Genomic DNA, 13,861 nt, shown 5'->3' with positions numbered 1-13,861 from the left:
AGCAGCTATTTATGGGCTATTGTAAGGATAACCGATCGAATCAAACGAAAAGGGGACCTTACAGAAAGGAAGAAATGAATGAACAGTGAAATTCAGCCGCTCCAACAAAAAAAAGAAGCCAGGGTGCCTATTCCTAAGATCCCCAGGCTGCAGCGGATCAAAAAAGGTTTTGGCAGAGATAAATACCTTTACTTTCTTCTCGTTCCATTTATCTCTTGGTATCTAGTGTTCTTGTATCTGCCAATGTATGGACTGCAGATTGCGTTTAAAGATTACAGTATTTTTCAGGGAATCGCAGCTAGTCCCTGGGTAGGATTGGAGAATTTCGTCACGTTTTTTGAAAGCGATTACTTTTATCGCACACTTAAAAATACTGTGCTGATCAGCCTTTATACACTGCTGTTCGCTTTTCCAGCACCAATCATCCTTGCCCTTCTTTTTAACGAGATCCGCTCAGTAACGTATAAGAAGTTTGCTCAGACGTTTACGTATCTCCCTCACTTTATTTCCATTGTCGTTGTAGCGGGGATTGTCGCAAATTTCCTTTCACCATCCAATGGGCTTGTGAACATCATCTTAGATAAACTTGGTATGGATAAAATATACTTTCTGACTGAGCCCGATTATTTCAGATCCATCTTTGTAGGAATGAATATTTGGAAAGATGTCGGTTTCAACGCCATTATTTATATTGCGGCAATCAGCGGGATCAATCCGCTGCTGTATGAAGCAGCAAAAATGGATGGGGCCAACAGGTGGAAGCAAATGCTTCATATAACATTGCCAGGGCTGATTCCAACGATCTTAATCCTGTTTATTTTAAACATCGGCAGCTTTTTGGAAGTCGGATATGAAGCGATTATTCTGCTCTACCAGCCAGCTACGTATGAGACAGCAGATGTCATCAATACGTATGTCTACCGTGCAGGATTGCAGGGCGGAGAATATGAAATTGGAGCAGCAGCTGGATTGTTTAATGCAGTTGTAGGTCTCATTCTTGTTGTCACAGCTAATAAAATCACGAAAAAATTCAGCGAGAATGGAGGACTGTGGTAAATGAAATCACCTGGAAGCAAAACAGCAGATATCGTGATTTATGGAATAGTCAGCTTGATTGCCCTTCTTTGCATTTACCCATTCATCTATGTCTTCTCAGCATCAATCAGTTCTGCGGATGCTGTAATTAAGGGGGATGTTCTCCTCCTTCCAAAAGATATCACCTTTGATGCGTATAAACAGGTATTAACAGAGCCTGGAATATGGATGGCGTATGGCAATACGATTTTTTACACAGTTGTTGGCACACTTTTCAGTATGTTTGTTACCATCTGCGGTGCCTATCCGCTGTCAAAAAAACGGTTAAAGGGCAGAAGTTTCTTTGCATTCTTTATCGCATTCACAATGTGGTTTAATGCAGGAATCATTCCAACTTACTTGAATTTAAAGACACTCGGGCTGCTTGATACTAGGACAGCCATCATTGTAGGGTTTGCGGTATCGACGTTTCTCGTTTTTATTATGAGGAGTTTTTTCCAATCGGTTCCAGACTCGTTGGAGGAATCAGCCAAAGTAGATGGAGCCAATGATTTTCAAATACTTTGGAAGATCTTCCTTCCATTATCTAAACCAGCATTGATTACAGTAGGATTATTTTACGCAGTCAACAGATGGAATGGCTATTTTTGGTCTATGATTGTGCTGACCGACGAGAGCAAAATTCCGCTTCAAGTTTTGCTGAAAAAACTGATCGTTGAAATGAGCGTGAAGGAAGATATGGCCAACTCACTTGATGTTGCATCACAATCTTCAGCTGAAACCGTTATTTATGCCACGATTATCGTTTCAATCCTTCCGATTGTAGCGGTATACCCATATTTGCAGAAGTATTTCGTGAAGGGAACAATGATCGGTGGAATTAAAGAATAGTGATTCTCAGCTGAAAGGGGGTTGTCATAAGCCCGGGAACAAAAGTGATGCGGTATGGATTTATTTAATTGTTAAAAGAACTAGAAGGGGGAAATCATTTTGAAGAAAATAGCACTCGTTTTATTTTCAAGTATGCTGCTTACGGCTGGAGCTTGTTCGAATCAAAGTGCAGGAACAGATTCAAAGCCTGCAGAAGATAGTGAAGCTTCAAAAAAACCAATGGAAATGAAAATTCATCTCCATTACAACAATGGTCTCGTCATTTTTAATGATGATTGGAAATCGTTTAAAAAAGCTGCAGAATATACAAATGTAAATTTAAAGGGAACCGCTCCGAAAACATCGACTGACAGCCAGGAAGCCTTTAATTTAATGATTGCATCAGGCGAAATTCCTGATTTGGTTCACGGGACCAAGGCTGATTTAACGAAATACGGAAAAGAGGGAGCGTTCATGCCTCTTAATGACCTTATAGAGGAGCATGCGCCAAATATTAAGAAGTATTTAGAGGACATGGATGGCTTGGAAGAATTCGCAACAGCTTCTGACGGGAATTTATATTTTGTGCCATTTTTAGCTGATGGCCAGGCACAGCAAGGCTGGTTCCTCAGACAGGATTGGATGGAAAAGCTTGGACTTAAAACACCTAATACAACGGAAGAATTATATGAAGTTTTAAAAGCATTTAAAGAAAAGGATCCTAACGGAAACGGTAAGCAGGATGAAATTCCTTACTTCTCAAGACTTCCTGAAAGTCTTGGAGATTTAACGATTTTATGGGGAGCACGCCATGACTTGTATTTAGATGGAGACAAGATTCAGTATGGCCCAAATGAAGAGAATTATGGCAAAGCACTTGAAGGTTTGGCAAAATGGTACGGAGAAAAATTGATCGACCCAGAGATTTTTACAAGAGGAGCCAAAGCAAGAGATATATTGCTTGGCGATAACACTGGAGGAATAAGCCATGACTGGTTTGGAAGCACTGCCAGCTATAACAGCCTCTTAAAAGATCAAATCGAAGGGTTTAAATGGGAAACCTTTGCTCCGCCGGAAAATACAGAAGGCGAGAGAGTGGAACCAACAGTACGTAATCCGTTTGGAGACAATGCCGGGGTTGCCATTGGGCATTCAACGAAAGATCCTGTCAGAGTCATTAAATACCTTGATTTCTTCTATTCAGAAGAAGGCCGCCGTCTTATGAACTATGGGGTTGAGGGAGAGACGTATGACCTTGTTGACGGTAAGCCTGTATTCAAAGAAGAAATTCTAAACACGCCTGATGTTCCGACAACGCTTCGCGGAGAGGGATCTCAGATTATCTTCTCCTACCATCAAGATTTCGAATATGAAAAGCAGTGGCTGAATCCGATTGCATTAAAAGGTATAGAAGAATATACCGCAAATAAATATTTTGCTGAGCCATTGCCGCCATTCTCCTTTACGGAAGAAGAAGAAAAGAAAGTGACTGAAATCGCAGCCGACTTAAAAACGTATCGTGATGAAACGATGCAAAAATGGGTCATGGGTGCTGAAAAAGTAGATTACAAGAAATTCCAAGAGCAGCTTGAGAAACTTGGTGTAAAAGAATATATCGAGCTTCATCAGAAAGCATACGAAAGAGCTAAATAAAGGGAAAGAAAGGACTGAGAGCAAAACATGATCAAGCAGCAGTCAGAAATCAGCAAGGTTGCGGACGAAGGTCTTCTTCAAAAAGAGAGGTTCTCTGTCCATCCTCAGGTAAATCGTGAATTTTACGAAGATGCAATGGCTTATATTCTCGAGAAAATCGATCAGAATCTTCATGCTTTCACTTATAAGTTTCCAAGTCCGAGCAGCAATAACCTGGTTTATCAAGCGATTGATAATGTGGAATGGACGACAAGCTTCTGGACAGGAATGCTTTGGCTAGCCTATGAATACACAGGAGATGAAAAGTACAGGAGAGTTGCTGAAGAACATGTTGATAGTTTTGATCAGAGAATTCGTAAGCAAATTGAGGTCGCCCATCATGATGTCGGATTCCTCTATACCCTTTCATCTGTCAGTGCTTACAAAGTAACTGGAGATGAAAAAGGGAAAGAAGCTGCATTAAAAGCCGCACAGCTCTTGATGACCCGCTATTACGAAAAAGCAGGCATCATCCAGGCATGGGGAGATTTAAGCGATCCAAAACAGCAAGGCAGGATGATTATTGACTGTACGATGAATCTCCCTCTCTTGTACTGGGCAAGCGAAATAACTGGAGATAAAGCCTATCGCGAGGCTGCATACAGTCACGCAAAACAGTCTGCCCATTATATTGTAAGGCCTGATGCCTCAACGTTTCATACGTTCTATATGGATCCAGTGACTGGGAAACCGCTATACGGAAACACTCATCAAGGGTTTTCAGATGACTCTTGCTGGGCGAGAGGGCAAGCATGGGGAATTTACGGTTTCCCTTTAAGCTATCATTACACAGGAGATTCAAGTTTTATAGAGGTTACGAAAAAACTGGCCAATTATTTTCTGAATCGGCTTCCCGAAGATTCCGTCTGCTACTGGGATCTCATATTTACAGAAGGTCCAGAGGAGAGAGACAGTTCAGCAGCTGCCATTGCAGCTTGCGGCTTGCTTCAATTAAGCAAAAATCTTCCGCTTGCAGATGATCTGAAACCGTACTATGAAACTAGCGCTTTGCACATGATTCATTCACTGGCTTCATATTACACAACAAAAGAAGAGCCTCATGCAAATGGCATTTTGAAGCATGCTGTGTACTACAAGGGCGGTAATCTTGGAGTAGACGAAAGCTGTATCTGGGGTGATTACTACTATATGGAAGCACTGACAAGAATATTGAAGGATTGGAAAATGTACTGGTGATTAGAAAAGCGCAAGCGCCTTGGTCAGCTCCGAAAGGCAGAAAAGGCTCTGACCGAGGAGTTAGGCGCTGGAGCTGGACATAGATGGCTAGAAGTTATCTGAATTTTGATCGCATTAGAAAAGCGCAAGCGCCTTGGTCAGCTCAGGCATGGAAGAGAAATTCTGACTAGCAGTTGGGTGATGAGCTAGGGATCTATTCGCAAAATAAAATACTTCCTTAACTCGTAAAAAGCTGACTCATAACTATTTAAATCGTTTGAGTCAGCCTTTTTTCAGAGAATCATATAAGAAGCAACTTTATATCAGAGGTCGGTCCCTTAAAAGGAGGTTTAACAATGGCAGAAAGAGGCTTGCTAAGCGGAATCTATTTATTCATGGAGTGGATTGCGCGATTTGTATATTTGCAATTTTTATGGGCTGTTTTTTCGGTAGCCGGTCTGATCGGATTCGGTTTTTTTCCGGCAACATTCACCATGTTTGCGATAACAAGGAAGTGGATTAGGGGGAATACAGATCTTTCCCTCTTTAAAACATTCAAGGAGATGTTTCGCCGTGACTTTTTAAAAACTAACGCTATTGGTTGGATGACAGCAGCAGCTGGATTCATTCTCTATTTTTATTTGCGGCAATTTCAATCACTAACCGGCACTTTATCAATCGTCCTGTTTTTTCTTGCTCTAATCCTCTGTCTTATATTCATCATGACATTATTTTTTCTTGCACCTGTTTATGCGCAATATGAGCTCTCAGTTCTTCAATCTGTAAAGATTGCAGCGATGATGGCACTTTCACATCCCTTGCATGTGATCTCGATGGGATTTACGATTTATTGTTTCATCTTGTTCATGCAGAAAATACCTGGACTTCTTCCTTTTTTCAGCTTCAGTTATCTCGTATTCGCTTTAATGTGGATTGCAAATCTTGCATTTATGAGAAAGGAAAAAGCGCCTGGCTTATAACTGCTGCTTTGTTCATCAATGGACCGAAGCGGCTATTTTTTTGCAATAGGTTTTTATCCGACTAAATTAGGGCATATAATGATTGCTATGATCTAAATTTAGGAGGAGTTTTATTGGCAATGCTGCACGTTCATAAGCTGAAAAAGAAGCGGGTTCTGCTTCTTGTTCTTATTCTTATTATTTTAATCAGCACCGTAATTTACCAAAGCTACAAACCTCTTCCGAACAATATTTCCTATGAAGGCGATGTTCATAAAGTAGAAGAAGTCACTTTTTTATATGACTTGACCTATAAAAAAGACCGCAGAGTAAAAGCAGATCAAATGATATTTGATGCGATTTTTAAAGCGATTGATGATGCTGAGGATTTTATCGTGATCGACCTGTTCTTATTCAATGGCTACTACGATAAAGGGGAAACATATCCGAAAATCAGTGAAAAATTAACGAAGAAGCTTCTTAAGAAGAAGAAAGAAAATCCTGAAATGGATATTGTTTTTATCACAGATGAAATAAATACATCGTATGGATCTCATCCTTCTAAGGAGTTAGATGCATTTAAGGAGGCAGGCATTAATGTTATTATGTCAGACTTGAATGCACTGCGGGATTCGAATCCGCTCTATTCCAGTGTATGGCGAACATTTATTCAATGGTTCGGCCAATCAGGCCCTGGCTGGCTTTCAAATCCTTTTGGAGAAACGGCTCCAGATATTAATGTAAGATCCTATTTTAAATTGTTTAATGTAAAAGCGAATCATCGTAAAGCTATTGCTACTGAGAAAACCACGATCGTCTCATCTGCCAATCCTCACGATGCGAGCGGCTACCATTCAAATACCGCTTTTCAGGTAAGCGGCAATATTATTGGTGATGTGCTCAAATCAGAGCAGGCCATATCAGATTATTCCGGAGGGCCAAAGCTTCCTGAATATAAAAAAACGGATAATGAAAAAGGAAATATTGAGGTTCAACTATTAACAGAAGGTAAAATTCATAAACATCTCTTAGAAGCCATAAACGCATCTGAAAAAGATGATACCATTTGGTTGGGGATGTTTTACCTTGCAGAGAGAAAAGTCATCGAATCTCTTATTTCTGCATCCAACAGGGGAGTAGAAATTAAAATGATTTTAGATCCTAACCAAAATGCATTCGGACAGGAAAAAATTGGCCTGCCGAATCGTCCGGTTGCAGAAGAACTTTTGGAAGACAGCAAAAACAAAATCGAAATTCGATGGTACAACACAACCAAAGAACAATATCATCCGAAAATAATCTTCATAAAAGGAAAAGAAAAATCGACAATCATAAGCGGTTCTGCCAACTTTACACAGCGAAATCTTGATGATTTAAACCTCGAAAATGACATAAAAATTGCTGCTCCTGCTAATGAAAAAGTGATGAAGGATGTAGAAAGCTATTTTAACCGTTTATGGACGAATAAAGATGCAGACTTTACTCTTGATTTTGAGGAATACAGGGATGATATGCCATTTTTCAAACGTTCCATTTATGCGGTTCAGAAGCTTTTCAGATTTACTACTTATTGAAAGGAAGGCTGCCGATCGCGCCTGTGAGCTGGATACCTGCTGCCAGCTTTTTTCTATTGATAAATTTGAGTTATTTTCATCCTCTAAAAAGGATTTTTAAAGTTGAAAATCCAATTATATAGTAGAGGTGAAAAGGATGAAATTAGTAGAATATACAGACAGAAGATTATATTGCGAAAAAGTTGAACCATTCCTATTGCAAAAGGAAGCTGAGAATAATCTGACTCTTGGATTGATCGGAACTTTTCATCGAACAGTTCCTGCTGCAAATGTTTATACGGCAATTGTTGAAGCAGATGAACAAATTGCGATGACATTGCTTATGACACCACCTCATAATTTGATTCTTTCGATTAATGAAGATGTAATGAGTGAAAGAATGATGATTGAGACAGTTCGGTCACTTGTCCAGAATGGTATGCATTTTCCCGGAGTTGTTGGTGAGCGCAAATGGACAGAAGTATTTGCAAGGGTATGGGCAGATGAAACTTCACGGAGGGCTGCCATAGCAATGGAACAAAAAATTTACATCTTGAAAGAAGTTTCCGCCATTCAGCAGAGCAGAGGTAAATTTATGCTCGCTGATTTATCGCACCATCCGCTCCTGACAGAATGGATGGTTGATTTCATGAATTACACGAACGAGCCTCCGATCAGTATAGAGAATGCTGCCGGAAGAATGAAGCAGTTTATTAAGGAAAAGTCGGTCTTTTTATGGATGGCAGATGATATTCCTGTATCGATGGCGAAAAAATCAAGATCTACTAAAAATGGAGTTTGTGTATCTCTTGTCTATACGCCGGACGAATTAAGAGGAAAGGGTTTTGCAAGCAGCTGTGTGGCAGAACTAAGCAGGCACCTTTTAGAAGACTATGCATTTTGCACACTGTACACTGACCTTGCAAATCCGACGTCGAACAGCATCTATCAAAAAATAGGCTACAGCCCAATTCAAGATTCTGTTATGATTTCATTTTCATAGATTTTAAAAAACACTTTCAGATTAGAATGAAAGTGTTTTTTAGGCTCTATTTCTGTGAACATACTTAATAAACACAAGTTGAACGGTTTCATTCTATTACAAAGGTGGAAATAAAAGGACAAAGGCGGTGAGAGAATGAACACACAGGTTTTAGTTATCGGAGGCGGAGTAGGCGGTTTAACAGCTGCTTTGAAGCTTGCCAAATGCGGAGTGGATGTATGTGTTGTCGAACAGACGAAAGGTTCTGCACTACCATATAAAGGGGAGTTACTGCAGCCGAAAAGCCTGGAAATCTTTTCTCAAATTGGGATTGAAAAGCCCATTATAGAGGCTGGTCATCAAATAAATGAAATAGAAATGCAAGAAATGAAAAGAAAAAAAGGCAGTTTCATCAAATTGGGCGCAGCCACAATGAGGTATAACATTATTGAAAGTAAATACAATTTTGCCTTGATGATTCCTCATGAAAAACTGAAGGCCGTTCTGCTCAAAAAAGCGCAGGAGCATTCAAACTTTCATTACATCCAGCCTGCCAGATTCAATGGATTTAAAGACGGATGTGCTGTTGTATTTATGAATAATGAAGAGACTATCATAAAAGCCGATTATTACATTGGAGCTGAGGGCAGAAGATCAAGGGTGAGAAACGCCATGGATATCAAATTAATTGAACATGAATATGATCATCACTTTCTAACGGTGACGTTTGAAAGGCCGCCAGAGCTTACTGAGGGAAAAATCATTTCAACGCCTCATGTCTTTTTCGGTCTTTTCCCACTGCCAAATCAAGAGGTAAAAACCGTTTATTTAATTCAATCTGGAGAATATCAATCGCTAAAAGAACGCGGAATCGAGCATATACACAAAAAGTATATCGATTTATGTCCTGAACTAGATGGATTTGTGACGAAATTGACAGACTGGAAGAAGATTCAGCTGATGATTCCTGTTCATTTTCATGCTGACACATACGTGAAAGGTAATATGGCGATTATCGGTGATTCTGCACATAATGTACATCCTATGGCAGGGGAGGGGATCAATCTTGCCATTCAGGACGGTGATGTGCTTGGGGAATTGCTTTGCTGGATGTATAAGTATAAAGAACATGATGCCAGGAATTTAAAATGGTATGAAAATGTCCGCAAATCTAGAGTAGAGTTCATCTTAAATTTAAGTCACTTAGCAGCTCTTGCCTACTCAAAACCATTTCGGTACTTTGGCTCTCTGAGAAATAGAAGTCTTCAGCAAATGACAGAAGATGAAAAACTTCATACAAAACAAATGCTCAATATATCTGGTCTTGGCATTTGGAAAGAATCCTTTTTTGATCGTCTCGTTCAGATTGGTATGCTTCCTCCCCGAACTATGCAAAATATTGAACTCCTGCATACTAGATATATGTATACGTACGAAAATGATTATCCGTGGGAATCCAAAGGGAGGTATGGATCATGATTTTAACAGAGTATTTCCGTTTGTTCAAAGCGAGAAGCTTAATGCATTCTGCAAAAAGACATTAAAGACTTCAAATAATAAATGAAATAGACCAGCTTATAAAAGCTGGTCTATTTTTTCAATCATATGGAGAAAAAAGCGTTCCGTTTCTGCAGAATCATCAAATTTGGCCTGTGCCTGCTTTTCATTTCCCCCGCCTTTGCCTTTAAAGAAAGAAAGGTACTCTTTAAATAATGTGCCGCAATGGAGTGTCCCTTTTTGTGAAAGAAAGACGCATCTTTCATCGAGTGAAGCGAGAAGAACATAAGATCTTCCTGATTCGAGTAAGCGGGCTGCAATCATTTGAAGTTCTTTTAACGATTTCTTTTCAAATAGGTTATGAACGAATTGTGCTTGCTGTTCGTTTCCAATTTTCTCAGCTATAAAAGCAGCATTATCTGCTTTCAGCTGTTCATTTTCTTTCTGTAAAAGTTTTGTTTCCTGATCAAGTGCCTGCAATCTAGAAGGAATATCTGTTTTTGAAGTTTGGAAGAATTGGCTCGTAATCTGTACGGTATCCAGGCTGGTTTGATAATCAGCAAGTGCACGGAAACCGCATTTAAAATGCAGGCGGATCCTGCCTTTTTGTTTTTCGGTTTTCATTAGCTTCAGGATTCCGATTTCTCCTGTGCGTTCAACATGTGTGCCGCAGCATGCAGAAGTATCGATGCCTGCTATTTGAACAATACGGATGTTTTCTGTTACATCTGGCAGCTTCCGTAATGGCAGGTCTGCCAGTTCATGCTGCTGAGCAAAGAAGGTATGTATGTTTCTATTTTCAAAGATATATTGATTGGCTTTTTCTTCAATTTGTTTCATTTGCTCTGCAGATATTTGTGTTGTACTTAAATCGATTGTGACCGTATCTGACCCTAAATGAAAACTTTCTGTATGAAAATCAAAGAGTTCCATGCAAACTGCAGATAACAAATGCTGTCCGGAATGATGCTGCATGTGATCAATTCTCCTGCTGCTATTCAGTTTGCATGTTACTTCATTGGTAGTCGGAAACACTGAAACGATATGGTATACATCTTCGTTTTCCTCAAGTAAACCTCTAATTTCCAAATCATTTATCGTTCCTTCATCAGAAGGCTGTCCGCCGCCCTCAGGATAAAACGCTGTTTCTTTTAATTTCACAAGCTTTTTCCCGTCACGCTCAACCTTTTCAGTTACTGCTGTTTTCCATTCAAATCGTTTAGGTGCTGTGTAATATAATTTTTCAGTCATCATCGTGTCCTTTCCGCGTATTCCATCTTCATTATATCAAACTCACCATATATAATTAAGGAAGACGGATTAGATTACTTGTATTGAAAAAATTAGGAATACGAACGAATATTTGTATCTAGATGTCTAGTTATATGTTACGCTTAAGGTATATTGAAATTTGCCGAATATTATTTCTTGACAGACTTTTTCAAAGATGAAGAAGAAATCTGATCGGTAGGTGATTTGCATGAATCCCGTTAAAGAGTTGAGTCAATTATTTATCGATGGTCAGCATAGTCTTTCATGGAATTATTTAAACAGTATGATCGAAGCTGATACAACCAGTGCAGAAGTGTATGGACTTTTGTCAGATACAATGGACACGATCGGAGAATTATGGGAAATGAACCTTGCAACAATGGCAGATGAATATGTTGCAGCAGCTGTTTGCAAATCAATGATATCAAATTATTTTTATTTAAAAGTAGATCAAGCACACAACGAAATGGTTCCAATACATTATACAACGAAGCCGCGAGTCATGCTGCTTTCTATGAGAAATGAAAAGCATACAATTGGTATGATGATGACTTCATACTTATTTAAAGAGTATGGCTGGGATGCCAGCTGTATTGAACCACAAGTATCAATGGAGAATATCCATCAATATACTGAGAAGTGGAAGCCGGATGTCATTGCTTTTTCTGCCAGTGTCATTTACAATATTCCAACTGTGATTTGCTACATAGAAGAGCTCCAAAAATTAAATTATTCTCCTACGATTATGCTTGGAGGAAAACTGACAGCTGATTTTGATCTCTATTATTACTGTCCGCCGAACACCGTGGTGATTCAAAACATTGACCAGCTCGATAGGTGGATTGAAAAATCTAACTCAGGGGACTGATCGCCATGGAAATGCAATTAATCGCAAGTAAATATGATAAAGTACCGTTTCCTTATTTTTTAGTTGATCGGAAGCTGAAAATTGTATCTGTTTCTAAGTGCACATTTAATCTATTTGATGAGGAAGCAAATTTCCTTGATATAGTAGGAATTGGAAGCAAGAAAAAAGCAGCTAAATTTATATTGGACACGCCATCCATTACAAAAATTGAGCTGAATTTAAAAACTAAATTAAACCCAATGACGTTGTTTGATGTTTATATTCAATACGAAGGAAAAAACTATATTCATATCTTCTGCATTGATAAAGAAGAATCTGTTGATCAAATCTATCAGGCTGTAAAAACACTAGAGGGTGATTTGCAGTATGCGAACCTCAATTTTTTAAAAAAACAGGAACAGCTTGAAAAATCCCTGCAGCAAATGAAAGAAATTGCGATCAATCATGAAAGCCTGGCAACTGCAGGACAAATTGCAGCAAGCATTGCACATGAAATCAGCAGCCCGCTTACTGGCGTAAAAGGATTTCTTCAGCTTATCAAACCGCACCTTATCGATATAGGAAAAGGTCATTATGCTGATGCTGCACTAGAAGAATTAAATCGTGCAAACGATGTTATATATGAGTTTTTAAATGCATCAACAGAAAAAATGCAGGAAAAACAACCTATCCTGCTTAGTAAACTAATAAATGACATCGTATCGATGTGTAAAAGCGAAGCAATTTTATTGAACTGTGATCTTTCCTATTCAATAAACACACCAGAGACAATGATTTACGTTGATGTGAAGCAATTGAAGCAGGTTTTGTTAAATATGGTCAAGAATGCCATGGAAGCCATAAAGGACAGTGATCAAAAGGATCATGGAATGATTTCAATTACAGGCACTTTAGATAATGATCATGTTACGATCAGGATTTCTGATAATGGAAAAGGAATGAGTGCAGCTGTTAAAGAATCTCTATTCAATCCATTTTTCACTACAAAAGAACAAGGCACTGGAATTGGTCTTGCTGTTTGTAATGAAATCATAAAGTCGAATAATGGAAAGATTCATGTTGAAAGCGAAGAAGGACGAGGTTCTGCTTTTGAAATTACGCTTCCATCCATGCTATAGCAAAAAACCAGATTGAATCATTCAACCTGGTTTTTTTGTGTGCTTAAAAGTTAGACAAAAACTTTTATAATTTGACTTATTTTGAAGCTGGTGAATACAAAAATAATCAATAAATCGGTATAGGGTAGAAATCGAAAAACCATTGGAACATAAGACAGAAAGAAAAGAAGTGTAATCTATTTGAATCAGGGAGGAGATTGCTTGCTTATGGAAGAATCTATCCAATATAAGACTGCATTGCCTAAAAGCCGTGTTCATGTGACAAATCAAATTAATCTGACATTCGGCGGCGACTGGTCTGCCATTGTTTTACTTTTAGGGTATGGACTTTTTCGTTTCTTAAAAAAAGATATAAATAAAAATAAATTTAAAGCGTATACTAAATAAAAAAAGGAGTTATGCTCATGTACTTTGCGAAAAAGGGTGCTGAAGAACCCGTTACAATTATTGAAGACACAACAGTATACGCTTGTGAATCAGAAGCTTGTAATGGATGGATGAGAAAAGATTTTTCAACGGCAGATATGTCCTGTCCGATGTGCGGAAGCCAAATGTCGGAAGAAGTACGTGAGCTTCCGCAAATAAAGATGGATTACAATCCTTTTAGTAAATAAACCTGGGGCTGCCAAATTTTACTGGCAGCCCTATTATGTCTACTCTGCTTATATGTATATGTATCCATGCAGGCACCTCCATAAGCAACATTGACAAATACAGTCATTTCATATAAAATAATTAAGTATTATTGCATTAAAATTCACTTTTTATAAAGAGTCATCAATTAATATGGTACTTTTTATAATTGGTGAATTTTTTTTTCCAGTTAACGTTTATGATTT

At 38.7% G+C, this 13,861-nt stretch carries 13 protein-coding genes; 12 read left to right on the top strand and 1 reads right to left on the bottom strand.

Annotated features, from left to right (window positions below):
* Positions 1-78: 78 nt before the first annotated feature.
* From CYJ36_RS07570 to CYJ36_RS07535, 8 genes are all read left to right on the top strand, one after another.
* Positions 79-1,056, top strand: coding sequence for an ABC transporter permease (locus tag CYJ36_RS07570; protein WP_101566396.1), 978 nt, complete (start codon positions 79-81; stop codon positions 1,054-1,056).
* A complete protein-coding gene (locus tag CYJ36_RS07565; RefSeq protein ID WP_101566394.1) occupies positions 1,057-1,926 on the top strand; it encodes a carbohydrate ABC transporter permease in 870 nt (289 codons plus the stop codon).
* 99 nt (positions 1,927-2,025) lie between these two features.
* Positions 2,026-3,558, top strand: coding sequence for an extracellular solute-binding protein (locus CYJ36_RS07560; RefSeq protein ID WP_101566392.1), 1,533 nt, complete (start codon positions 2,026-2,028; stop codon positions 3,556-3,558).
* A gap of 27 nt (positions 3,559-3,585) precedes the next feature.
* Positions 3,586-4,794: a glycoside hydrolase family 88 protein gene (locus CYJ36_RS07555; protein ID WP_180850138.1), complete on the top strand. Its 1,209-nt coding sequence runs from the start codon at positions 3,586-3,588 to the stop codon at positions 4,792-4,794.
* 335 nt (positions 4,795-5,129) lie between these two features.
* The gene (locus CYJ36_RS07550) at positions 5,130-5,753 is read left to right on the top strand and encodes a YesL family protein (RefSeq protein WP_101566390.1); all 624 of its coding nucleotides are present in this window, start codon (positions 5,130-5,132) and stop codon (positions 5,751-5,753) included.
* A 119-nt stretch (positions 5,754-5,872) separates the two neighbouring features.
* On the top strand, positions 5,873-7,306 hold the full coding sequence (locus CYJ36_RS07545) for a phospholipase D family protein (RefSeq protein ID WP_180850153.1): 1,434 nt from the start codon (positions 5,873-5,875) through the stop codon (positions 7,304-7,306).
* Positions 7,307-7,442: 136 nt separating this feature from the next.
* The gene (locus CYJ36_RS07540; RefSeq protein WP_101566388.1) at positions 7,443-8,288 is read left to right on the top strand and encodes a GNAT family N-acetyltransferase; all 846 of its coding nucleotides are present in this window, start codon (positions 7,443-7,445) and stop codon (positions 8,286-8,288) included.
* A gap of 135 nt (positions 8,289-8,423) precedes the next feature.
* Positions 8,424-9,746: an FAD-dependent oxidoreductase gene (locus tag CYJ36_RS07535; RefSeq protein ID WP_101566386.1), complete on the top strand. Its 1,323-nt coding sequence runs from the start codon at positions 8,424-8,426 to the stop codon at positions 9,744-9,746.
* Positions 9,747-9,842: 96 nt separating this feature from the next.
* Here CYJ36_RS07535 and CYJ36_RS07530 read toward each other — a convergent pair whose 3' ends face one another.
* Positions 9,843-11,015, bottom strand: a complete 1,173-nt coding sequence (locus CYJ36_RS07530; RefSeq protein WP_180850136.1) for an alanyl-tRNA editing protein — start codon at positions 11,013-11,015, stop codon at positions 9,843-9,845.
* A 229-nt stretch (positions 11,016-11,244) separates the two neighbouring features.
* On the opposite strand from CYJ36_RS07530, the gene CYJ36_RS07525 reads away from it, so the two are divergent.
* The 4 genes from CYJ36_RS07525 (at position 11,245) to CYJ36_RS07510 (ending at position 13,636) form a co-directional block, all read left to right on the top strand.
* Positions 11,245-11,904 carry a cobalamin B12-binding domain-containing protein gene (locus tag CYJ36_RS07525; protein ID WP_101566382.1) on the top strand — a complete coding sequence of 220 codons (660 nt, stop codon included), beginning with the start codon at positions 11,245-11,247 and terminating at the stop codon, positions 11,902-11,904.
* 5 nt (positions 11,905-11,909) lie between these two features.
* Positions 11,910-13,022 carry an ATP-binding protein gene (locus tag CYJ36_RS07520; RefSeq protein WP_101566380.1) on the top strand — a complete coding sequence of 371 codons (1,113 nt, stop codon included), beginning with the start codon at positions 11,910-11,912 and terminating at the stop codon, positions 13,020-13,022.
* 207 nt (positions 13,023-13,229) lie between these two features.
* Positions 13,230-13,409, top strand: a complete 180-nt coding sequence (locus tag CYJ36_RS07515) for a hypothetical protein (protein WP_142382689.1) — start codon at positions 13,230-13,232, stop codon at positions 13,407-13,409.
* Between the two features lie 17 nt (positions 13,410-13,426).
* Positions 13,427-13,636 (top strand): cold-inducible protein YdjO-related protein, encoded by a 210-nt coding sequence (locus CYJ36_RS07510; protein ID WP_101566376.1) that lies wholly within the window; start codon positions 13,427-13,429, stop codon positions 13,634-13,636.
* Positions 13,637-13,861 lie beyond the last annotated feature (225 nt).

It is taken from the genome of Bacillus sp. UMB0893 (assembly GCF_002858905.1).
GTDB lineage: Bacteria > Bacillota > Bacilli > Bacillales > Bacillaceae > Bacillus_P.
This window is presented reverse-complemented; position numbering and strand designations above follow the sequence as displayed.